Below are 22,246 nucleotides of genomic sequence, written 5' to 3'. Positions count from 1 at the left end.
AAAAATAACTAATTCTTTGGTTTATTTATCGATGGATAGGCAATAGTTGGGTTTTCTTTGGCATTCATTATTTTGAAAAATAAGGTTTTGTTATTTTTCGTATATTCTAATAAAGCTTCATTTGGTTTTAAATCGAATTTAGATTTTATTATGATTGGTGCTTTATTACCATATTCTTTTTTAGAATCACTGTCCAAGATTAAATCCTGATTTATATTCTTTTGGTAAAAATGTGCTACAAAAGTATTTTTGGACAGTTCTTTAAGATTTGTTTCCAGATTTCTAAAAATGATTTTCTCCAGCTTAATTTCTTTAGAAAGAGACTTTTTGAATTCAATATAAAAATCAATTCCGCTTCCTTTCTCTCCACCAATCCATTTCTGAAAATAAACAGATTTAATTTCCTGTGGAAATTCCGTTTGAAGTTCTTGTTTCATAGCACAAAAAGTTAAGCTGATTGTAAGTAAAAACAGGAGTATTATTCTTTTAGATCGTTTCATCTTTTGGGATTTAACTTAATCCTTCTTCGTTTAAAATTTTAAGAAAATGGAATCCTTTTGGGACATATCCTTGGTTGTAATAAAAGCGGTGTGCCGTAAAATTCCCAGTAAAAGCATCCAAAACAATCATGGTACAACCTGTCTCTTTGGCTTTTGCATCTATATAATCTGTCATCATTTTCCCCAAACCTTTAGAGCGATGTTCGGGATGAACGATAAAATTGTCGATCTCGATATATTTTCCCGACCATAGTTTTGTTCCCAACCAAAATCCTGAAACAGCCACACAAACCTCATTTTCAAAAACAGCTACTTGCTTGTAATTATGCGGTATCATCTCAACCAAATAAGCTCCATATTTTTCTAAAGTAAATGTGGGATATAAAAACCGCATTACTTCGATATTGCTAAGCATTTCGTCTAAAGTGGTCAGTTCTCTAATTTCTAATTGCATTCTTCCTATTGTGTTTTAAACTATAAATTTAAACAAAAAAAGAGCCAACATCTGTTGGCTCTTAATATATTTTGAATCAATAATTTATTATCCATTCAATGCTTCGGCACCACCAACAATCTCTAAGATCTCATTGGTAATAGAAGCTTGACGTGCTTTATTGTAAGTCAATTTCAATTGATTTCTCAACTCCGTTGCGTTATCAGTTGCTTTGTGCATGGCTGTCATACGCGCTCCGTGCTCTGAAGCAAATGAATCACGAATTCCTTTATACAATTGCGTTTTCAATGATTTTGGAATCAAAGTCAACACAATTTCTTCTTTTGAAGGTTCAAAAATATAATCGCCAGTTGAAACCGTAAGATCAGATTTTATTGGTGCTAATGGCAAAAATTGTTCTGTTTGAACGATTTGTGTCGCAGCATTTTTAAATTGATTGTAAATCAACTCAATTTTATCGTATTCACCAGAAACGAATTTCTCAGTCAACATATCTGAAATCTTGGCAACATTATCAAAAGTCAATGTATCAAAAATAGCACTTTGGTTTTCAACTACCGGAAGTGTTTTACTCAAAACATCATTACCTTTTTTACCGATAGCAAAAATATCAACTTGATTTCCTGCATAATATACTGCTCTGCTTTTAGCCTCCTTGATCACATTGGTATTAAAAGCACCACATAAACCTCTATTTGAAGTTATGGCTACCACTAAAACTTTCTTGATTTCACGTTGCGTTGTAAACTCTCCACCGGCATCACCTTCCAGTGTAGCAGAAAGATTTTGCAATAATTCCGTTAATTTTTCGGCATAAGGGCGCATTGCTGTGATTGCATCTTGTGCTTTCTTTAGCTTTGCTGCAGAAACCATTTTCATTGCCGATGTAATTTGCATCGTAGATGAAACGGAAGTAATTCTATTACGGATTTCCTTTAAATTTGCCATTCAGTTTTTTTATTTTAAATTATAAATGTTGAATTATAAATTAGTAGAAAGTGATATTCACGATTTAAAATTTATAATTCAAAATTTAAAATAACTATTTAGTTATATTTTGCTGATAATTCTTTTGCTACAGTTTCGATTACATCTGTAATTTCGTCTGTTAATTTTCCTGCTTTCAAAGCATCAAGAGTTGCTCTGTGTTTGTTGTTTAAGAATTCCAAGAAATCTTTCTCAAATTCTCTTACTTTGTTCACAGGAACATTTCTCAACAAGTTTTTAGAACCAGCATAGATAATTGCAACTTGATCTTCAACAGTATAAGGATCGTTCAAACCTTGTTTCAAGATCTCAACGTTTCTTCTTCCTTTTTCAATTACGTTCAAAGTAACTGCATCTAAATCAGAACCAAATTTTGCAAACGCTTCCAATTCACGGAATTGTGCTTGATCCAGTTTCAGAGTACCTGCTACTTTTTTCATTGATTTAATTTGTGCATTTCCTCCAACACGAGATACCGAAATACCAACGTTAATTGCCGGACGAACCCCAGAGTTAAACAAATCTCCATCAAGGAAAATTTGACCATCTGTAATCGAAATTACGTTTGTTGGGATGTATGCAGAAACGTCACCAGCTTGAGTTTCAATAATTGGTAAAGCAGTCAATGAACCACCACCTTTTACAATTGATTTCAATGAATCTGGTAAATCGTTCATGTTTTTAGCAATTCCATCATCTGCAATTACTTTACAAGCACGTTCTAATAATCTACTGTGAAGGTAGAAAACGTCTCCAGGGTATGCTTCACGTCCCGGTGGTCTTCTTAATAAAAGAGAAACCTCACGATACGCAACAGCTTGTTTAGATAAATCATCATAAACAATTAAAGCCGGACGACCTGAATCTCTAAAATATTCTCCAATTGCAGCACCTGCGAAAGGAGCATACACTTGCATTGGAGCTGGATCAGAAGCATTAGCAGCAACAATAATGGTATACGCCATTGCGCCTTTTTCTTCTAACATTTTAGCAATTCCTGCTACAGTTGACGCTTTTTGTCCAATTGCAACATATATACAAAATACAGGTTTTCCTGCATCGTAAAATTCTTTTTGATTTAAGATAGTATCGATACAAACAGTTGATTTACCTGTTTGACGGTCACCAATAACTAGCTCACGTTGTCCACGTCCAACTGGAATCATAGCATCTACTGCTTTTATTCCTGTTTGTAATGGCTCAGTAACCGGTTGACGGAAGATAACTCCAGGAGCTTTTCTCTCCAAAGGCATCTCGTATAAATCTCCACCAATTGGTCCTTTTCCATCAATTGGAAAACCAAGTGTGTTTACTACACGACCTACCATTTGTTCTCCTACTTTAAGAGAAGCAATACGTTGTGTTCTTTTTGCAATTGAACCTTCTTTGATTCCTGTAGATGGTCCTAAAAGTACCACACCCACATTGTCTTCTTCAAGATTCAAAACAATAGCTTCTAATCCATTGTCAAATTCAACTAACTCTCCATATTGAACATTAGAAAGCCCGTAAACACGAGCAATACCATCTCCAACTTGAAGTACTGTTCCTACTTCTTCTAGTGTAGCACCAGATTCAAAACCTTCTACTTGCTTTCTTAATATTGCTGAAATTTCAGCAGGTTTGATTTCCGCCATCTTAATTTATAATTTAGACACTTAAATGTGTAATAAAACTAATTACTTAACTCTCTTTTTAATACTTGTAATCTGTTGGCTACTGAAGCATTGTATTGCTTGTCACCTATTCTAATGATAAATCCTCCAATAATTGAAGCATCCACTATATTTTCTATTGTAATTTTTTTATCCGAAAATGTTGCAATTTTAGCTAAAACTTTAGCTTTTAAATCAACGTCCATTGGAAAGGCGGTAGTTACTTTTGCAACTTCAATACCGTTCATTTCGTCAAACAATTTATTGAATTCCAAAGCGATTGCTTCAAGAATTTCAAATCTTTTGTTTTCGAACAACAAATGAAAAAGTCCTTTTGTTACCCCATTCACATCAGCAAAAACTTCCAATAGTACATTTTCTTTAACTTCAACTTTTATGGTAGGATTTTCAATAAAAGTATTCAATTCCTGATTTCCATTGATTGTCGAAGCAATTAAAGTCATGTCGTTACTTACTTCATTAGCCACACCAATAGCGTCTGACATATCCAGAATTGCTTTTGCGTAACGAATCGCTGCTCTTGTACTTGCCATAATTGTTAGTTTAGCTTTACGTCACCTAACATTTTCTCAACTAATTTAGTTTGAGCTTCTTTGTTAGATAATTCGTCTTTCAATATTTTTTCTGCGATACTCAATGATAAAGTTGAAACTTGTAATTTCAATTCGGCCATTGCAGCATTTTTTTCGCTTTCAATTGCTGCTTTCGCTTGCTCAATCATTTTTAAACCTTGAGCCTGCGCTTCGTTTTTAGCATCAGCAACCATTTTCTCTTTCATTTCACGAGCATCTTTAAGCATGTTGTCACGCTCTAATCTTGCTTCTTGTAAAATACGTTGGTTATCAGCTTGAAGATTTTGCATTTCTTTTCTAGCGTTTTCAGCCGAAAGCAATGCGTTTTTAATTCCTTCTTCTCTATCATTTACTGCATCAAGAATGGGTTTCCAAGCGAATTTTTTTAATAAGATTATTAATCCAACAAATATTAAAACTTGCCAAATAAACAAACCAAACGAAAAATCATTTATTAACTTATCCATTGTATATTATTATAAATTTTTAATGTTTTAATTTTAAAACAATAGTCACAACCAACCGTTGCAACTATTGTTTTTGTGTTTTAATTAAGATGCGAATAACGCAGCGAAACCAATACCTTCAATAAGTGCAGCTGCAATAAGCATAGCTGTTTGGATTTTTCCTGAAGCTTCTGGTTGACGAGCAATAGCATCCATTGCTGAACCACCAATTCTACCAATACCTAAACCTGCTCCGATTACAATTAACCCTGCTCCTACAATAGTTGGAATTTGCATAATATATATATTAAAAATTAAACATTCTTATTAATAGTCTAAAGTGGTAAAGTCTAATGTCATAAAGTCAAGCTGACTTTTAAACTTTCGACATTTGACTTTCGACTTAATGGTGAGCTTCTTCGTGATGATGCTCTTCGTTTCCTGCTCCAAAATAAAGCGCAGACAACATTGTGAAAATATAAGCTTGTAAAAAAGCAACCAATATTTCAAGGATAGAAAGCGCAAATGCCAATCCAAAAGATAATGTACTTCCAATCCAGCTTTTAAAGATAAACATTAAACCAATAATACTCATCAAAACTACGTGTCCTGCCAAAATATTAGCGTACAAACGTATCATTAATGAAAATGGTTTGATGATTGTTCCCAGTAATTCTATCGGAGCCAAAATAAATTTCATTGGAGTTGGCACACCTGGCATCCAGAAAATGTGTCCCCAGTAATTTTTATTTGCAGTGAAAGTTGTGATTATATACGTTAACAAGGCCAAAGATGCCGTGATTGCAATATTCCCTGTAATGTTAAATCCTAGCGGAGTTAATCCTAATATATTAAGGAAGAAAATAAAGAAAAATATAGTCAACAAGTAACTCATGTATTTCTTATATCCTTTTTCTCCAATGTTCGGAATTGCAATTTCGTCTCTGATGTAAAGCACAAGAGGCTCAAAAAAGCGTCCAGCGCCAGAAGCTATTCCGTTATTTTTACCGTAAGATTTTGCTAAACCTGTAAACAATACAAACATCAAGATTGCTATTCCTAAAATCCCTACAACACTTTTAGTAATGGATAAATCAAGTGGAGTTTCATTAGTAGGATGACCGTGTTCGCCTTCTGTTAAAGCTCCATCCGCCTCCGTTTTGTATATTTTTTCGTGGTGTAATACATAATAATTACCATTGTGTTCTGCAGTTTCTTCACCATGATGAAATTTTGAAGAAGAAAAAACCTGCAAACCATTATCCCAAAGAATAATTGGTAATGAAAAACCATAATGCTCACCCGTTTCTTCATTTACAGATAATGTAAAATCATGAGCATCCAAAAGGTGATGATTGATAAATTCCTTGATTTTAGACTTTACATCTGTTGGCTCTGCATGAGCTTCTTCTGTTGCTTCATGTACCGTTTCCGTTTTTACTTTCACAGTATCCACTTCAGGATTTGCAAAACTAATTAAAGGAAGACATGCTACTAAAGCTACTAATATAAATCTAAGTGGTTTGTTTGAAATCACCATAACAGTTAATTATCTTAATTTATTACGTTTCTGAAATTTGGTGCAAATGTACATTTTTTATTAATATCCAAAAGCATATAAAAATTTATTTTTGGAGCATTTGACACATAACTAACATATTTATTGCTTTTCGTTTAATATACGTATCGTTAAAATCGTCTCAATTGCTAAAAAGAGAATAAACATCACGAAAAAATTCTTTCTTTCTATGGTGTTATTTTGAGCTGAAACCTGTAATAAAGGTCTTAAAATCAAATAGCAAAAAATCATCTTAACACTTGTACTCAATAGAAATGACATCCCTACGTTGTCAAAACTACGCTCTTTGACTTTCAACAAAACAATAAATACGATTGTTGATAAACCTAAAAATAGCAAATAGAGCGTTTCTAACGAATAGTGAAAAGCTTCATCGTTTATATTTAAAACATAAAAAACAATTTTATGAAGAATGTAGGCTAATCCTGCAAGTAACAATAAGTTTAGAAGCGGTTTGTAATTTTGTAAATTCATTGGGTTTGTTTTTGCCGTGAAGGCGCAAAGTTATTCTATATTTAGTTTATCCCAAACACACCATGTTTACTGTTGATTCATGCGCATTTTTTATTATAAAAATCATTGTGATTTATTGATTTCGTTAACCTGTCTGATTACATTATACAACGCTAAGGCTACACCAACCATCACTAAAATTTTAGTGTAGTACACTTTTGGACTCGGATGATTTTCATCTAACCAGTTCCCCAGATAGGAAAACAGAAAGATAATTGCTCCCATTTGAATTGGAATATTAATCAGCGCAAGCCACTTACTCGCTTTTTTGGGGTTCGGTTTGTTTTCCATCATGAGCCATTAGGTTTTTTATATTGGTTTTCATTGTGCAAGATGCACTAAAATCAGCACCGGGCTCCACCGATAATTTCGCTACTGAAACTTCACCATGAATACTTGCTTTTGACTTTACATTCAACACTTCAGTAACCTGAATTTTACCATTGAACTTCCCTTCAATATCCGCATTTTTACAAACTATATCACCGGTAACACTTCCCGCAGGACCAATAACAATTTTTCCGCTAGATTGAAAATTACCGATTAATTCCCCATCCAGTCTAAAATCGGCCTGAGAAATAATATCGCCTTTTATGGTGGTTCCCTCTACTATTCTATTGGTTTTACCCAAAAGATCCGTATATGATTTTGGCTTTTTATCAAACATGATTATGGGTTTTTAGGCGCTAAATACGCTTCCAAGTTTTTCTTGATTTGAATTACTTTATAGTTTTCAGCGGAAACAACTATTGCTGGTTCGTCAATTTTATATTTTTTATTTTCTTTTAAAACCTGAATGATATTTTTTGCGTAAGGTTCCGAATTAATCCCATGAATGGTAATGAAATTTTCTTTTTCAGTATAAACATCGTATGAATAAGAAATCGTCTGAAAATTCTCATCTGCAATAAATAACTTTAATTTATCTTCCATTGCCTTTGTATTTTTATCGGCTCTTGCTGCTACTTTATAAAGAATTTTCCAATTCTTCGCATCAACAGTACTAAAGTCCTTTTCTTCTAAAAACGGAATTTGCGTGGTAAGGATTTCTACCGCTTTTTTACCTTCTTCGCTGTTAGGGTAATTATCCGCTAGTTCCTGCAATGCTTTTTTATAGGCTGATAATCCTCTAAGTTTTCCAAGAGTGGTTGCTTTTAAAAGTTCAAATTTAGGAGCAATTTCATCACCCGAAAACTGATTAATCAAATCATCAATTTTTGCTAACACTACAGCATACTGTTCGTTTTGATACAGTTTATACCATTTATTATAGACTTTATCTGGTGATTCATTATCTGATGCTACATTCGAATTGGCATTGTTTATTATTTGTGCATAACGAGAATCAGGGAATTGACTAGAAATTTTGTTTTTGATTGTCTCCGCTTTAGCGATATCCGTAATTTGGTGAATTTTATATAAATTATAAAGTGCAGGAAGAACCAGTTTTTCTTCTGGATTATTTTTCAATAATTGTTCCAGTTTAGCGCTGGCCAATTCATATTCTTTGAATTTTTCTTTATAAATAACTCCAAGTTGATAATAGGCAAAATTACGTTCTTTGGCAATGCTGTCAATCGTGGTTTGATTTGTTGGAAGTTGTTTTAGATAATAGTCCGTCGTATAGGTCTCAACTGGTTTGTCCGCTGCTAATTTATCTTCCGATATCGCTTTATCTCCGTTTATGGAGTCTTTCACAACAAAATCAGTCTTATTGGCTGACAATCTCCAATTTCCTTTTGAAGATCGGTCTCCCCATATTTTTTTAAATTCCAGTTTTCCAAAAGCAATGGTCGTAGGATTATAAAAATAGAAAACACTGGCAGACTGTGGTCCAGAAATACTGGCCATAGTGGGTGGTGCTAATAATTTCTTCGCTGGTTTTCCTGGCTCTTGATTAGGGGAAGCCGGATCAATGGAAGCTGTATTAGTATTTCTTTCTATATTTTCTTGTTTGGCTTTTAGTTTTTCTTCTAAAATTCTTTTAGTTTCATCCGTCTTTTTTAACTTGTCGATATAATTTTCAAAATACAAAACCCTGTCCGTTTCTGACAAAGCAACCACATTCAAAATACTGTCGTTTGTTTTGGCAATAGCTTCGAGTTGTATTACTTCGTCTAAATCTTTTCTGGTTTTTTGGATGCGAATGAATTCTCTGGTTTTAACGTCCAGCTTCACTAAAGTACTGTCATAATACTTCGCTGCAACCGGATAATCGGCATTTTTGAAATACATATTTCCTAAATCCCTGTAATCTGAAGCAATTAAGTATTGATCTGTAGTTGCTTTTTTTAGCGAAGCATTGTAAAAATTTAAAGCTGTTTTTTGTTTGTTATTTTTATCATAAAACACCCCCTTTTCTCGATAAATCACATCTAGAAATGGTCTGTTTTCTCTGTCGGCAATTAGTTTGTTGTATGTTTTTAAAAACGCAGTGGTATCTCCCGTTTTATAATCGAATAATTGTGCTTTTTTGGCGTAAGCCTGAATAACATATTTTCTTTCGGATTTTCTATTCATAGCTATCACGGATTCATAGCTCAAAATGGCGCTGTCTTTTTTACCTAATTCCTCGTACAATTGCCCAAGAATAAAACGGTATCTCGCTCTTTCGGCATTTACTTTGGTATATTTTTCGGCTATTTTTAATTTTGCCAAAGCACTGTCTTTTTCTTCCAAGTTTAAAAAAGCTTCTGATAGAAGTGCATTTGCATTAGCAAAAACTTGTTTTTTCAATTCTTTCTCCTTCAACAATTTGGTCATGTTTTTCACTACCAAAGCATCGTTCCCAAGTCGCATATTGGTTTTTTCACGCCAAATTTTGGCTTCATAAATTCTACTGCTGTTGGGATATTTGTATAAAATATAATTGAATGCGTCTAGGGCCGGAACGAATCTTTGATCGTAATAACGGGATTTCCCAAGTAGTAAATACGCTTCATCAATTTGGCTGTTTTTTTCTCTTCCGCCAATGTTCATGGAGTGTTTTTGAATTGCCTTTGTGGCTTTGGTCTCGGCCAATTCAAAATCAGCATTTTTAGGTTTTCCATCAGGAGAGATATCTTCCTCCATTTGCATTCTTTCGATTGGCAAACGCTTCCAAAAATCATCTTTACTGTTTGCTTTTATACCATTAACTCCTTTGTCCAACCCTATTTGCCCGTTGTATAAGATATTATATTTCGTGCTCAAAGCATGTGATTTTCTCGCCAAAAAAGTGTCCTTTTTAGTAGAACACGCTACCAAAAACAATAAAAATCCTAGCGAAAATATATGTTTGAATGTGTTGGTTTTCAATGGTAAACGTTTTTTATCAATTAACTTCTAAAAGTACTATTTAGTATAATGACTTGTAAAAATACGTTTCTTTTTGCTATCGTGGAAATTATTGGGTTTCTTTTTGATTGCCGGTTTTGCGTGAGGGATAGCAGCGGAAATCCTTTTTTATTCTTTTTTCAAGAATAAAAAAGATTGAGAGCGAAAAGCCCGACCCGGAATTTTTCTTTCCGGGTCACGCCCAAATTAAATTTTAAACTGCAAAAAACAGTTCCAGCTCTTGCAACGTTTCAGCAGATGTTTGAATGTCTTTTACGATTTCGCCCTTATTCAATGCCACAATTCTGTTACAAACTTCCACTGTATGCAGTAAATCATGACTGGAAACCAGCACTGTTACATCCGGATTTTCGGCTAATTCTTTGATGATTTTTTTCAATCTATTGACCGTTGTTGGGTCTAAATTAGCAAAGGGTTCGTCCAGAATTACTACTTCCGGGTTACCAATGAGTGTCGCGATAATTCCCACTTTCTTCTGATTTCCTTTGGATAAATCCCGCAAATACTTCTTATTTTTAAGGATTTCGCCATTAAAAAATTCCTCGTGTTTGACCAGCAAAGCATCGATATCGGCTTTGTTTTGTCCGCGTAAATCACCTATGAAATAAAAATATTCTTCGGGGGTTAAGTAGCCAATCAAAAAGCTTTCGTCCAAGAAAGAAGCGGTGAACGGTTTCCAGTTTTCGCTTGCATTCACTTGAATTTCATTGTTGATGATATGTCCTGTTGAAGGCTGGATTAAATCCAACAGCAAACTGAAAAATGTGGTTTTTCCGGCGCCATTATTCCCTACCAATCCAAAACTTTGCCCTTTTGGGATTTCCAGATTTTCGATTTTAAGAACTGTTGTGCCGTTATATGTTTTTGAAAGATCGTTTACTTGTATCATTTTTTTAAAGTTTAATCGTTTAACTGGTTATTGGTTAATATGATTTCTAATTAACTTTTTTGTTTGTAAGCCGCTATGGTTTTGTACTTCTCCGTTTTATAAATTTTCTCAATTTGTGTGAAAACTTTATCTCTCAAAGCAAAACCTATTATTCCGGCAATAGCAACCATCGCTAATCCTAAATTGGGATTCATTATTTTAGAACCAATCCAATACAGTCCCACCGGCAATAGCAATTTAGGTAACGAGATCAACATGGTATTTACACTAAAGGCTTTTTTATCTCCAAAAGCACCTTTGCTGGAATCTAAATCTATTGGCGTTTTTGTGTAAGCGCCCGCAAGAAGCACTAAATGTGAATTTACTCCAATATTATAAATGGCGCCCGCAACAATTGTCAGATACACTTGCCATCCAAAATACAAATAGAATGAAGACAAAATCGTCGAAATAACCGTTGCGATAACAATCAGCCACCATTTTGAACTCAAATATCCTCGATACGGAATATTTTGGGTCATCATTAATTGATAATAAGAACTATCCCAACTGGGCACAAATTGTCCGAAAGTGAATAAAAAACCACCAGAGACAAAAATGCCTGCGAAAATGTGCATTATCGGATTGTTGTAGGCTTCGATTCCATTGGTAAAGAATAGGAAACCATAGAATAAAAACACCACGCTCATGATTACAGTAGTTTTAGATCGTTTGTTTCTTTTGATGAGTTTAATGTCATTCTTCAAAAATGTTCCCAATGTTCCAAACTGGTTCAGCCAGGTTAAATCCTCGGTTTTGGCGATCTGTTGTTTATTTGAAAGTCCTGAATCAAGATACATATTGTTCTTGAAATAGTTGAACGTAATATAATACAGTCCAATTAAAGCCAAGATTGGCAGTAAAAACATCCATTTTGTGTGGAATAAACCCTTAAAGAAAATGGTTGTATAATTAGTAATATCAAAAACATGATAATACTGACAGCCTCCCAAAACAATCACAATTCCCACGAAAATGGCAAACAAATTGTCTCTGTTATTCAATATGATATTTAGAAAATTATTAATGTAAATCAACGAAACCATGGCTAAATGCCAAAGCAATACGCTCACCACATCATATCCTTCCATGATTAATACTACTGAAAATGGCAAAAAGAAAAAAGCGTGTCCATAATTAAAAAAAGACAATACGGTTTTGCCCAACGAAAAATGAACAATTATTGATTTCTTAAATGGTAAAACCAATAAGGGACGAATGTTCATTACCGGAATTTTTTGCAACAGCAAACGAAAAATTAAATCAAATAAAAAGTAGTAAATCAGGAATTTATTTACGGTAACCAATGGCTCCAGATTCATTTTCTTAATAATATAAAAGGCTCCAATTCCTAAAGCCAAAAAAACTAAAGCAAAATAAATAGCCAGAAAAAGCATCAAGATTTTTAAACCTAAATTTGTTGCGAAGGAAGCGGATCTAGTAAAAGCTTTCCATTCGAGATAGATAAATTTTTTGAACATGGTTTATGGTTTGGTTTCGTAATAGGTAGTTAAATTCTTGAAATGTTACATCTAATATAAAAAAATCGGCAATTATAATCCTCATTGTATTTGTCGTTTCCTACTTTTGTAAAAAATTAATCACATGTCATCCTTTTTAAAACTTATTATAAAAGAAGTAAAACGTGAAACCAAAGACGCGGTTTCCATACTTTTTAATGTTCCTGAAGAATTAAAACCAAACTATACTTTCATTGCGGGTCAATACATCAATCTTAGACTTACCTTAGACAATCAGGAAATTCGTCGTGCGTATTCTCTTTGTTCCGCTCCAGAAAGCGGAGAATTGCGAATCGCTGTAAAAGCAGTAGCAAATGGTGCTTTTTCTCAGTTTGCCAATACAAAATTGAAAGCAGGTGATGCGCTGGAAGTAGGAAAACCGGAAGGGAAATTTACTTTTGAACCACAAGCTGACCGACAAAAAAATTATGTGGCTTTTGTAGCCGGAAGCGGAATCACGCCCGTACTTTCTATCCTGAAATCAGTATTGAAAAGCGAGCCTAAAAGCTCTTTTGTCCTTGTTTATGGAAACAGATCTCCCGAAGAAACTATCTTTCATCAGGAATTGCACGATTTGCAATTGCAATATGTAGGCCGCCTTTTTGTACATTATATTTACAGTCAAGCCAAAGCAGAACAGGCATTATTTGGTCGAATAGATAAATCGACGGTGAATTTTGTTTTGAATAACAAGCACAAAGAATTGGAATTTGATAAGTTCTATTTATGCGGACCGGAAGAAATGATTAATGCCGTTTCTGGTGTTTTGGCAGCCAAAAACATTAAAGAATCAGCCATAAAATTTGAATTGTTTACAACTTCTTCCAAAGAGCATAAAATCGAAAAATCATTAGAAGGGCATTCGAAAATCACTGTTATGGTGGATGATGATGAAACGACTTTTGAAATGTCCCAAAAACAAACCATCCTTGAAGCAGCTTTAAAACAAGGTCTTGATGCTCCCTATTCTTGCCAAGGCGGAATCTGCAGCAGTTGTCTGGCTCGTGTCACATCCGGAACGGCCGAAATGACTAAAAACTCTATTCTTACGGATGGTGAAATCGCCGAAGGTTTAATCTTAACCTGTCAAGCGCACCCGACATCAGAAAGTATTTATGTAGATTACGATGATGTATAGAAAACGTCTAAACAATACCGAAAACTTCTCTGAAAAGGGAAGTTTTTTTATTTTAGGGCGGTTTTGATTTTTACTATATTAGCAGAATAATAGTACAATCACAATCTACACGGTTTAGGATAGATTTGTGATATAGAGTCACACATATAAACAAGTTGGCGGCAATTTTGAAAACAGCAAGTATGAAGAACAACAATTTTCAGAAACATCCATCGAAACTACTTTTAGATTTTTATAAGACTAAAAATTTTCAAGGTGCAAGTCCATTTGATGCTAAAATTTTGTTTGTGGGACGAGATTCGAATTGGGCAATTGATATAGAAGAATCACCGATTCTTTATCTGGTAGAAGAATACTTGTCAGATGGCGTAAAGTTTTGGAAGAAATACGGAATTCATCATCCATTCTTACATCCAAAATATGATGGTGAAGGAAAAAAATATCACAAAGCAATTTCACGTTTAAATCTTCAAAGCGAAATAGCCAACAAAATATCATTTATTGAAATAGTAGGATTTCCAACAACAGGGATGTCTTCCACAAATTATAAAAAATTCAACGAGTATCTTTTGTCCTCAGAAAATAAAAATCACTTGGTCGAATTAGACCAACTATTGAATTCCAAAAAACTGATTTTTTTGTATTGGGGATTGATTGATTCCTTAAAATTATTAAATAAAGAAACTGGATTATTTAGCAAATTTGCGAACATTGATAAAAAGACAATGATTAGAACCGATTTAAACAAGTTCGGAAATATATATTTTCATAAACACTTTTCAATGGGAATTAGTCCAGAAACATTACAAAAAATCTCGGCGGAAATAAGAGAAAATTTAAATTAAATCCCTCAACTAGATCGTTTGACCAGATCGCTCGGAAACACATTTAATTTTCTCGTTAACAGATAGCGCAGAATTGCATTCAGTACCTACAAACGAGGGCAGTTAAAAACTAGTCAGTAAAGCTATATCCATAAAACGGCATAGCTTTTTTTATGTTTAAAGATTGATTTAGGAGAATTTATTAGATTTGTTTTTATTTGCCAATTGGAGTGGGCACAGAATGCAATTCTGCGCTATCCAGAACGAGGAGTATTTTTATAATGCACGTTAAAAATTCAAAAATAAATTTAGACTATTCGCTATTACTTGTTTACTAAACCATTAACTGCGGCTGAACACTTGAAACAACTTTCTCCACAGCAATCGTTCGCATGGCATCTTGATAACCTTCCACTATTTTATTTCCATACACCGAAGTGGGTAATTTTGGAAACTGCTTTCTATCGGAAACCAAAGCATTTTCTATTGGTTAATTAATTTATTCAATATCAAGGTCAAACTTATCTAATAACCCTGCAAGCTGTACCTGTGAAAATCTTGCTCTCTTCATTTTATTTTCCGCTGGGTCAAAAGAATAGTTTTTCGCAGTACGAAAATCTGCTTTCTCAAGAATTGTTCCTGCAAAAGTAGCGTTCGAGAGGTCGCAGTTTTTAAACAAAGACATCGTTAAATCAGCATTTGAAAAATCTACATCTTGTAAGGAGCAATCGATAAAATTGGTCTTTTTCATTTTCTTTTGTAAAAAAGTAGAGTAGTCAAGAATGCAATCCTGAAAGCTCATAGAAAACAAGAAGTTATTACATATTGTAAAATCCAAACCCATTAATTTACACCCAATAAATTGAATGTTTTTCAATCCTGTGTTATAAAGTATTGCCAAAGAAAAATTACAGTTTTTAAAACTGCATTCCATAAAATCATTATGGCTCAAATCACTTTTTGAAAAGTTGCAGTTTATAAATTCACATTTAAAAAATTCACTGTCCGTTATTTTTTGTTCTACATAATCAATGTTTTCAAATGTTTTGTTTTGGTGAAGTACCATATCCATAAAATGTGGGGTAAAGTTTATTTTGCTAATGCGATTATTCTTCTAATTCTATACAGTCAAAAGTTCCATTATTTAATATCGATTCCATTATTTCGGTTTCGCTATCTATCCTTAAAATATTATCGCAGTCTTCAAGATCAAAATTCCAGCTGGCATTTGGTAACAACCCATTTAATAAGACCGTTGCTAACTCAAATTTCAATTTTGTATCCACTGATGTTTTAAAAATATAAATCATTTTTGCCTTTTTTTATAGCTTGCAAATTTCATTAATTACCCAGGAGGGTAGTAGGATTCCATAATCAATAGTTAGGATTTATCAATCAATTTTCGATATTGAACTGGTGAAACACCTTCGCTTTTTTTGAATATGCGACTAAAATAAGACTGGTCATAATGACCGACCTGCATTGCAATTTCACTGACACTGAAATTGGTTTGATATAATAAATATTTCGCTTCCAGTAAAATGGATTCTTCAATCCATTTGGTAGGCGACTTTCCTGTAGCGAATTTTATAGATTTGTTGAGATGATTTGGAGTGACATTAAGTATTGAAGCATAATAATTAACCTGATGCTGTTGATTGATGTGAGCATAAATAAGTTCTTTAAACTTCGTTGTGAGCACAGTGGCAGCAGTTCCATTTTTATTGATTTTTAATGCGTTTTTATTGATTTCACAAAGTAAAGCAATCAAATAAGGTTGTATAATATCCAAATTTGTGACACCTGATTCCGTATATTCAACCTGTAAACGATTTAACAGCTGTATGATAAACTGAGATTCCTTATTTGGAAAATAAAGGTCAGGGCTGCCCCAAATTTTTAAAAAATCAAAATCATTTATCATTTCTGGGTTCCCGTATTTCCCTATCAGAATATTGGGATGAAACTGACAAATAAACCCCTCTATTTCCGTATTTATGGAGTCTATTGAAAAAATCTGACCCGCAGGAATAACTATAATTTCATTGGATTGGGTCGTGTATTCCTCGAATCCAATCTTTATTTTGTGGGTTCCAGAAGTAATGAATAGTAATGTGTGACAAATGTGTTTGGATGGTGGTACAGGAAATTTGAGTTGATTAATTTCTTCCAATTTCAAGCAAAAGAAATGTTCTGAGTTTGATTTAAAAAGATAGTCTTTGGAGTTATCATTTTCAAGAAATCTATCCCGAAAACCCTGTGGACTGTACGTTTTTACTTTTTCGGTTGTTTTCACCTGCTACTTTCTTGTTTGATACTTGTATTCACGTCTTCGAATTGCAACTAATTGTTGCCTATTAAACCCAATTTAAAAAACGGAGTCTGTTCACTGAACACTGAGGACTATTTTCTCTACAGCAATCGTTCGCATGGCATCTTCATACCCTTCGACTTTTTTATTTCCATACACCGAAGTGGGTAATTTTGGAAACTGATTTCTATCGGAAACCAACGCATTTTCTAACGGTTGATTAAACGGTGAAAATCCGGCATAAGGATGTGTTGCGCCCCAAAGTGTAATCACTTTTACACCAAGCATGGCCGCAATATGCGCATTTCCGGAATCCATCGAAAGCATCACATCAAGATTACTGATGAGTTGTAATTCCTGCTGAAACTTGATTTTCCCGGCAACAACAATGACATTTTCTTTGTTGGAAGTAAGCGAATTTAAGAGTTCTATTTCCTTTTTTCCACCGCCAAAAAGCAGTATTTTATAATCCGCATTTTTGGCTAGTTGATTGATGACTTGCTGCATCAAATCCAACGGATACACTTTGGAATCATATTGTGCAAAAGGAGCAATTCCTATCCATTTCCGGGTTTTTTCTCCAGTTAATTTGATGATTTCAGTATCTAAAGTTTGTTTTTCAGAAAATATTGTCCCGACACTTCGGGATGATAAGTCAACTGTAAAACCAAGTTGTTCAAATACTTTACAGTGTCTTTCAAACATCGTTGGCAGTTGTTTGAAAACTTTATTTTCGGGCTGGGTCAAGGCTTTTTTCTCCGCTCTTCCTTTATCAACCGAAGCTGTTTTTTTTCCGCTTAAAGCAAAAAGTGATCGGACAATTTTAGAACGCAAAACGTTATGCAAATCGGCGAAAGCATCACTGTTTAGTTCTTTTAAATCTTGGAACAAACGCAACAATCCAAGAAATCCTTTATGCCTTTCTTTTTCATCGAAAGCAAAAAAAGAAACGTTGGGAATGGAATCGAAAAACGGTTTGAAGAATGGTCTGGAAACGACTGTAATTTTAACTTCTGGATGCTGATTTACAAAAGCGCGTAAAACAGGAACCGTCATGGCGACATCTCCCATTGCGGAAAGTCTCATGACGGTTATATGTTTGATTTTTTGGGACAATTTAAAACGAGAATTACTTCTTGTTTTGGTACAAAACAGGATTCAAATCATCATCATTGTACATTTTCATCTGCTTGTAAACTTTCATGAATTTAGCTCCATTTTCAATGTCTTTTAATAAGTCATCGATAGCAGTTGACAAATCAGTTCGTTGTTCCAATAGAATATTCAATTTCACCTGACATTTGTCTCTGTGATCTTGGGAAGCCTCTGCACGAGTCGCTTCTTCATTCATGTGATAAATTTTTAGGGCTAAAATCGACAATCTGTCAAAAGCCCAAGCAGGACTTTCTGAATTGATTTTCGCACTTTCTTTTACTACAACATGGCTGTATTTTTGAAGAAAATAACTGTCAATATATTCCACCATATCCGTGCGCTCTTGATTTGAAGCGTCGATTCTTCTTTTCAAAGTCAAAGCGGCTACCGGGTCAATATTTGGATCACGAATAATATCCTCAAAATGCCATTGAACGGTGTCAATCCAATTTTTGTGATATAATAAATGTTCGAATTTATCCTTCGGAAAAGGGTTATTTATGGGCTGATCTACATTATCAAATTGATGATAATCTTTAATACTTTGTTCGAAAACTGAATAAGCTAATTTTGAAAACATATCTTTATATATTAAAAGGCAAAGATACTTTTTTATACTTTTATAGATTAAAAAAACTTTAGAAGTTTAATTCCAAAATTAAAAGCATGCAAATCCATATTTTATCCGAAAACAATAGTGTCCTGAACCATTTTTTAGGACAAATTCGAAATGTGAATGTTCATAACGACAGCATGCGTTTTCGTAAAAATATTGAGCGTATTGGTGAAATAATGGCTTATGAACTGAGCAAGAAATTGCATTACAAAAACATCGAAATTCAAACGCCTCTTGGCATCAAGAAAACTACCGAAATTGAAGACCAATTGGTACTGTGCTCCATTTTACGTGCAGGATTACCATTACATTTGGGTTTTTTGAATTATTTTGACAATGCTGAAAACGGTTTTATTTCAGCCTTCAGACACCATCCTAATAATGATGATGATTTTGAAATTGTTGTTCAATACCAAGCGATTGCTGATATAAACAACAAAAATGTACTATTGATTGACCCCATGCTTGCCACTGGACAATCTATAGTTGCTGTTTTTAATAAATTAATGGAAAGAGGAACTCCTAAAGAAATTCACATTGCAGTTGTAATTGCTGCGCCAGAAGGAATTGAACACCTTAAAAAACATTTACCCGACACTTGTCATCTTTGGATCGCAGCATTAGATGAAAAACTTAATGAACACAGTTACATTGTTCCAGGACTTGGTGATGCGGGAGATTTAGCTTTTGGGGACAAACTATAATTGGGAGAAAAAAGCAAAAAGACTACATAGAATAAAAACAAACAATACAATTTCCTGTTTCAATTTTAGCTGCACAATTTCAATATGACTTGTTGCCATAATGGCTAATGGCGCAAAGGTAAACAGCAATAAATCATTACTTTTATTGGACGAAATTAAGAAAATTACTATTCCAATAAAGAATGAAGCCACTATTTTTTTGAAAGAAACATGTAACAGCTGCGGTCTGTTAGATAACGTTGCAAACATAGAAATAACGAAAAATAATGCAATAGTAGCATAAATCGAAAAAGCCGCATTTTGGTAATTATTGGTAAAATAATCAATACTGAAATCCATCGTTACACTCCTTGTAATATATTCTATTACGTTCACATTGAATACTGCCGCATACAACAAGAAAAGAATTGCAGCAGTGAAAAAAGCAATAAACGGCAGGAACCAGTTTCTATAATCTCTGGAAACATGGAAAATTATGGATATGAAAACCAATACAATAAAAATAATACTCCAAAAATGAAACAATGTTGCTAAAAAAATCCACAATGACGCATCAAATATTTTTTCCTTGGAAGCTTTAAGCGATTGTAACGAAATTAATCGGCGAAGGGCTAATAGTATAAAGAAATTGGAAACAATAAGGTTGGTATTCTCTAATACCGAAGGAAAAAAAAGCAGCAATAAAAAGTAAAAAAAAACGGTGTACGCACTGTCTTTGCTCAATCCATTCTTCTTGACAATGAAATTTGTAATAAAAATGGATGCTAATAAAATGCAGAATAGCATTCCTTTTTTTAAAATTAAAAACAACGAATTAGTCCAAGATAAATCCTGAAATTGGTAGATTGAAAAGAAAACCAGTATTAAAATTACAACCAATGAAAAATTTAATGGTGTAGATTTTTTAAAAACACTTGTTATCATAAGGATATTTTATACTTTTGTGATTGTAAATATAATACTTGTTTAAAAAGGAAACCGTGCAAGTTCAAAAAGATTCTTTATAAAATAAGAACTTGTTACTATCGGGAGTTTCTTAAAAAACAATTAATAAAATTAATTTTATACATTATGAAAGCATTTTTCGAAGGAATACAATACTTATTTGTAAATATTTTATTTGCTCCTCTAGATTTTTTACGCGCATTAGAACTTAAATCTTGGTTTGTTGCTAATACTATCAACTGGATTTTCATGATTATTTGTGCAGCTGCAATGGTATATTGGATCTTGCAATTGAAAATTTTTGAAGACGCAGGAACAGAAAATCAAGATACTACCGCTCACTCTTTCTTAAAGTAATACTTTAAAAAAAAGTGAACCGTAATGGGAAACTATTTTAAATCGTTTCCAATATCTTTTCTAAAATACATCTTATCAAAATTTAGTTTATCTATGTTTTGGTAAGATTTTTTTATGGCCTCTTCGAAATCATTTCCATAAGAAGTTACGGTTAAAACCCTACCTCCATTAGAAATAACATTTCCATTCTCAAGTTTAGTTCCAGCGTGAAAAACAATCGAATCTTCAATGTTTTCTAATCCCGAGATCACTTTTCCTTTTTCAAAATCTTCCGGATATCCGCCAGAAACTACCATGATCGTAGTGGCGCTTCTTTCGTCAACTTCTAGTGTAATTTCATCTAATTTTTCATTGGCCACAGCCAAAAACAATTCCACCAAATCCGTTTTCAATCTGGGAATAACCACTTCCGTTTCCGGATCGCCCATTCTCACATTGTATTCAATTACGATTGGTTCGTTATTCACATTAATCAATCCAATAAAAACAAATCCTTTGTATGGAATTCCGTCTTTCTGGAAACCATCAATGGTTGGTTTTACGATGCGTGTTTCGATTTTTTCCATCAAAACGGCGTCAACGTAAGGAACTGGAGAAACTGCTCCCATTCCGCCTGTATTTAATCCCGTGTCACCTTCGCCAATGCGTTTGTAATCTTTGGCAGTTGGAAGGATTTTATAATTTTTTCCGTCGGTAAGGACAAAACAGCTTAATTCGATTCCGTCAAGGAATTCTTCGATCACGACTTTAGAACTGGCGTCACCAAATTTCTGGTGCACTAACATGTTTCTTAATTCTTCTTTGGCTTCCGCCAAATCCTGAATTATCAAAACGCCTTTTCCAGCTGCCAATCCATCTGCTTTTAGAACATAAGGCGGTTGCAATGTCTCCAAAAATTCACACCCTTTTTCAACTGTTTCGGCAGTAAAACTATCGTAAGCAGCAGTTGGGATATTATGTTTAATCAAAAATTCTTTGGCAAATTCTTTACTTCCTTCTAATTGAGCACCAATTTTTGATGGCCCAATAACTGGAATATGTTTTAACTCCCCATCATTTAAAAAGAAATCGTAAATCCCTTTTACTAACGGATCTTCGGGTCCAACAACAACCATTTCTACTTTTTCCTGAAGAACAAAAGCTTTGATAGCGTCAAAATCCGTTGGACTTAAATCAATATTGTTCGCTATTGTTGCTGTTCCTGCATTTCCTGGTGCTACAAAAAGTGTGTCGCAAAGCGGACTTTGAATCATTTTCCATGCAAAAGCATGCTCTCTTCCGCCTGAACCCAATAGTAAAATAGTCATGATGTTGTTTTATTTAGTTGTGGTGCAAAAATAGTTTGTTTTAAGATGAAATAATAATTTTTTTTACTTACTTTTGACGTTAGTAACGCTAAAGGTATGATAATTTCATTTGGATCTAAAGAAACTGAAAAAATATGGAATGGAATTGTTGCAAAGAAACCTTCAATCGAAATTCAACAAATAGGCAGAAGAAAACTAAGAATGCTTAATAATTCTCAAGATTTAGCAGATTTAAGAATACCGCCTTCCAACCGATTAGAAAAGCTAAATGGTAATTTAAAAGACTATTATAGCATTCGAGTTAACAATCAATGGCGGATTATTTTTATTTGGGAAAATGGAAATGCTTCACAGGTAGAAATTGTAGATTATCATTAA

At 33.7% G+C, this 22,246-nt stretch carries 27 protein-coding genes; 5 read left to right on the top strand and 22 right to left on the bottom strand.

From position 1 onward, the window contains the following. Positions 1-8: 8 nt before the first annotated feature. The 14 genes from ACM55M_RS02155 to ACM55M_RS02090 all read right to left on the bottom strand — a co-directional run bounded on the left by ACM55M_RS02155 (position 9) and on the right by ACM55M_RS02090 (position 12,472). Positions 9-437, bottom strand: coding sequence for a hypothetical protein (locus ACM55M_RS02155; protein WP_416855830.1), 429 nt, complete (start codon positions 435-437; stop codon positions 9-11). A gap of 73 nt (positions 438-510) precedes the next feature. Beyond that, the gene (locus ACM55M_RS02150) at positions 511-954 is read right to left on the bottom strand and encodes a GNAT family N-acetyltransferase (protein ID WP_416855829.1); all 444 of its coding nucleotides are present in this window, start codon (positions 952-954) and stop codon (positions 511-513) included. Between the two features lie 87 nt (positions 955-1,041). Next, a complete protein-coding gene (gene atpG, locus ACM55M_RS02145) occupies positions 1,042-1,902 on the bottom strand; it encodes an ATP synthase F1 subunit gamma (protein ID WP_416855828.1) in 861 nt (286 codons plus the stop codon). A 98-nt stretch (positions 1,903-2,000) separates the two neighbouring features. Beyond that, positions 2,001-3,578 (bottom strand): F0F1 ATP synthase subunit alpha, encoded by a 1,578-nt coding sequence (atpA, locus tag ACM55M_RS02140; RefSeq protein ID WP_416855827.1) that lies wholly within the window; start codon positions 3,576-3,578, stop codon positions 2,001-2,003. 38 nt (positions 3,579-3,616) lie between these two features. Then, positions 3,617-4,150 (bottom strand): ATP synthase F1 subunit delta, encoded by a 534-nt coding sequence (atpH, locus tag ACM55M_RS02135; protein WP_416855826.1) that lies wholly within the window; start codon positions 4,148-4,150, stop codon positions 3,617-3,619. A 5-nt stretch (positions 4,151-4,155) separates the two neighbouring features. Next, positions 4,156-4,656, bottom strand: coding sequence for a F0F1 ATP synthase subunit B (locus ACM55M_RS02130; RefSeq protein WP_416842239.1), 501 nt, complete (start codon positions 4,654-4,656; stop codon positions 4,156-4,158). 84 nt (positions 4,657-4,740) lie between these two features. Further along, positions 4,741-4,932 (bottom strand): ATP synthase F0 subunit C, encoded by a 192-nt coding sequence (atpE, locus tag ACM55M_RS02125; RefSeq protein WP_007136870.1) that lies wholly within the window; start codon positions 4,930-4,932, stop codon positions 4,741-4,743. Between the two features lie 106 nt (positions 4,933-5,038). After that, positions 5,039-6,175, bottom strand: coding sequence for a F0F1 ATP synthase subunit A (gene atpB, locus ACM55M_RS02120; protein ID WP_416855824.1), 1,137 nt, complete (start codon positions 6,173-6,175; stop codon positions 5,039-5,041). Positions 6,176-6,295: 120 nt separating this feature from the next. Further along, the gene (locus ACM55M_RS02115; protein WP_416855823.1) at positions 6,296-6,688 is read right to left on the bottom strand and encodes a hypothetical protein; all 393 of its coding nucleotides are present in this window, start codon (positions 6,686-6,688) and stop codon (positions 6,296-6,298) included. Positions 6,689-6,790: 102 nt separating this feature from the next. Beyond that, positions 6,791-7,018 (bottom strand): AtpZ/AtpI family protein, encoded by a 228-nt coding sequence (locus tag ACM55M_RS02110; protein ID WP_416856279.1) that lies wholly within the window; start codon positions 7,016-7,018, stop codon positions 6,791-6,793. Continuing rightward, positions 6,984-7,394: a bactofilin family protein gene (locus tag ACM55M_RS02105; protein WP_416855822.1), complete on the bottom strand. Its 411-nt coding sequence runs from the start codon at positions 7,392-7,394 to the stop codon at positions 6,984-6,986. The genes ACM55M_RS02110 and ACM55M_RS02105 overlap by 35 nt, the downstream gene beginning before the upstream one ends. 2 nt (positions 7,395-7,396) lie before the next feature. Next, entirely contained in the window at positions 7,397-10,024 is a 2,628-nt protein-coding gene (gene porW / locus ACM55M_RS02100; protein ID WP_416855821.1) for a type IX secretion system periplasmic lipoprotein PorW/SprE, read from the bottom strand. A 232-nt stretch (positions 10,025-10,256) separates the two neighbouring features. Then, positions 10,257-10,952: an ABC transporter ATP-binding protein gene (locus tag ACM55M_RS02095; RefSeq protein ID WP_416855820.1), complete on the bottom strand. Its 696-nt coding sequence runs from the start codon at positions 10,950-10,952 to the stop codon at positions 10,257-10,259. A gap of 50 nt (positions 10,953-11,002) precedes the next feature. Continuing rightward, a complete protein-coding gene (locus ACM55M_RS02090) occupies positions 11,003-12,472 on the bottom strand; it encodes a DUF5687 family protein (RefSeq protein ID WP_416855819.1) in 1,470 nt (489 codons plus the stop codon). A 124-nt stretch (positions 12,473-12,596) separates the two neighbouring features. Between ACM55M_RS02090 and ACM55M_RS02085 the strand changes: the two genes are divergently transcribed. After that, positions 12,597-13,649 carry a 2Fe-2S iron-sulfur cluster-binding protein gene (locus tag ACM55M_RS02085; protein WP_416855818.1) on the top strand — a complete coding sequence of 351 codons (1,053 nt, stop codon included), beginning with the start codon at positions 12,597-12,599 and terminating at the stop codon, positions 13,647-13,649. Between the two features lie 182 nt (positions 13,650-13,831). Further along, entirely contained in the window at positions 13,832-14,494 is a 663-nt protein-coding gene (locus tag ACM55M_RS02080; protein ID WP_416855817.1) for a hypothetical protein, read from the top strand. 313 nt (positions 14,495-14,807) lie between these two features. Here the strand turns inward: ACM55M_RS02080 and ACM55M_RS02075 are convergent, their stop codons facing one another. From ACM55M_RS02075 to ACM55M_RS02050, 6 genes are all read right to left on the bottom strand, one after another. Continuing rightward, on the bottom strand, positions 14,808-14,948 hold the full coding sequence (locus ACM55M_RS02075; RefSeq protein WP_416855816.1) for a hypothetical protein: 141 nt from the start codon (positions 14,946-14,948) through the stop codon (positions 14,808-14,810). A gap of 24 nt (positions 14,949-14,972) precedes the next feature. Beyond that, positions 14,973-15,545: a pentapeptide repeat-containing protein gene (locus ACM55M_RS02070; protein WP_416855815.1), complete on the bottom strand. Its 573-nt coding sequence runs from the start codon at positions 15,543-15,545 to the stop codon at positions 14,973-14,975. A 34-nt stretch (positions 15,546-15,579) separates the two neighbouring features. Further along, complete coding sequence (locus tag ACM55M_RS02065) at positions 15,580-15,783, bottom strand: hypothetical protein (protein WP_416855814.1); 204 nt, start codon at positions 15,781-15,783, stop codon at positions 15,580-15,582. Positions 15,784-15,854: 71 nt separating this feature from the next. Next, complete coding sequence (locus ACM55M_RS02060) at positions 15,855-16,769, bottom strand: helix-turn-helix domain-containing protein (RefSeq protein WP_416855813.1); 915 nt, start codon at positions 16,767-16,769, stop codon at positions 15,855-15,857. A 90-nt stretch (positions 16,770-16,859) separates the two neighbouring features. Further along, positions 16,860-17,870, bottom strand: a complete 1,011-nt coding sequence (locus tag ACM55M_RS02055) for a glycosyltransferase family 9 protein (RefSeq protein WP_416855812.1) — start codon at positions 17,868-17,870, stop codon at positions 16,860-16,862. Between the two features lie 43 nt (positions 17,871-17,913). Continuing rightward, a complete protein-coding gene (locus ACM55M_RS02050) occupies positions 17,914-18,519 on the bottom strand; it encodes a DUF4254 domain-containing protein (protein WP_416855811.1) in 606 nt (201 codons plus the stop codon). 86 nt (positions 18,520-18,605) lie between these two features. Between ACM55M_RS02050 and upp the strand changes: the two genes are divergently transcribed. Then, entirely contained in the window at positions 18,606-19,259 is a 654-nt protein-coding gene (gene upp, locus ACM55M_RS02045) for a uracil phosphoribosyltransferase (protein ID WP_416855810.1), read from the top strand. On the opposite strand, the gene ACM55M_RS02040 is transcribed toward upp, so the two are convergent. Continuing rightward, positions 19,254-20,183, bottom strand: coding sequence for a DUF6427 family protein (locus ACM55M_RS02040; protein WP_416855809.1), 930 nt, complete (start codon positions 20,181-20,183; stop codon positions 19,254-19,256). The two genes, upp and ACM55M_RS02040, sit on opposite strands and share 6 nt — an antisense overlap. 147 nt (positions 20,184-20,330) lie before the next feature. On the opposite strand from ACM55M_RS02040, the gene ACM55M_RS02035 reads away from it, so the two are divergent. After that, positions 20,331-20,561 carry a DUF6341 family protein gene (locus tag ACM55M_RS02035; RefSeq protein ID WP_416855808.1) on the top strand — a complete coding sequence of 77 codons (231 nt, stop codon included), beginning with the start codon at positions 20,331-20,333 and terminating at the stop codon, positions 20,559-20,561. A gap of 32 nt (positions 20,562-20,593) precedes the next feature. On the opposite strand, the gene purD is transcribed toward ACM55M_RS02035, so the two are convergent. Continuing rightward, positions 20,594-21,868, bottom strand: coding sequence for a phosphoribosylamine--glycine ligase (gene purD / locus ACM55M_RS02030; protein ID WP_416855807.1), 1,275 nt, complete (start codon positions 21,866-21,868; stop codon positions 20,594-20,596). Positions 21,869-21,964: 96 nt separating this feature from the next. On the opposite strand from purD, the gene ACM55M_RS02025 reads away from it, so the two are divergent. Beyond that, positions 21,965-22,246 (top strand): type II toxin-antitoxin system RelE/ParE family toxin, encoded by a 282-nt coding sequence (locus tag ACM55M_RS02025; RefSeq protein WP_416855806.1) that lies wholly within the window; start codon positions 21,965-21,967, stop codon positions 22,244-22,246.

It is taken from the genome of Flavobacterium galactosi (genome assembly GCF_048158585.1).
GTDB lineage: Bacteria > Bacteroidota > Bacteroidia > Flavobacteriales > Flavobacteriaceae > Flavobacterium > Flavobacterium galactosi.
This window is presented reverse-complemented; position numbering and strand designations above follow the sequence as displayed.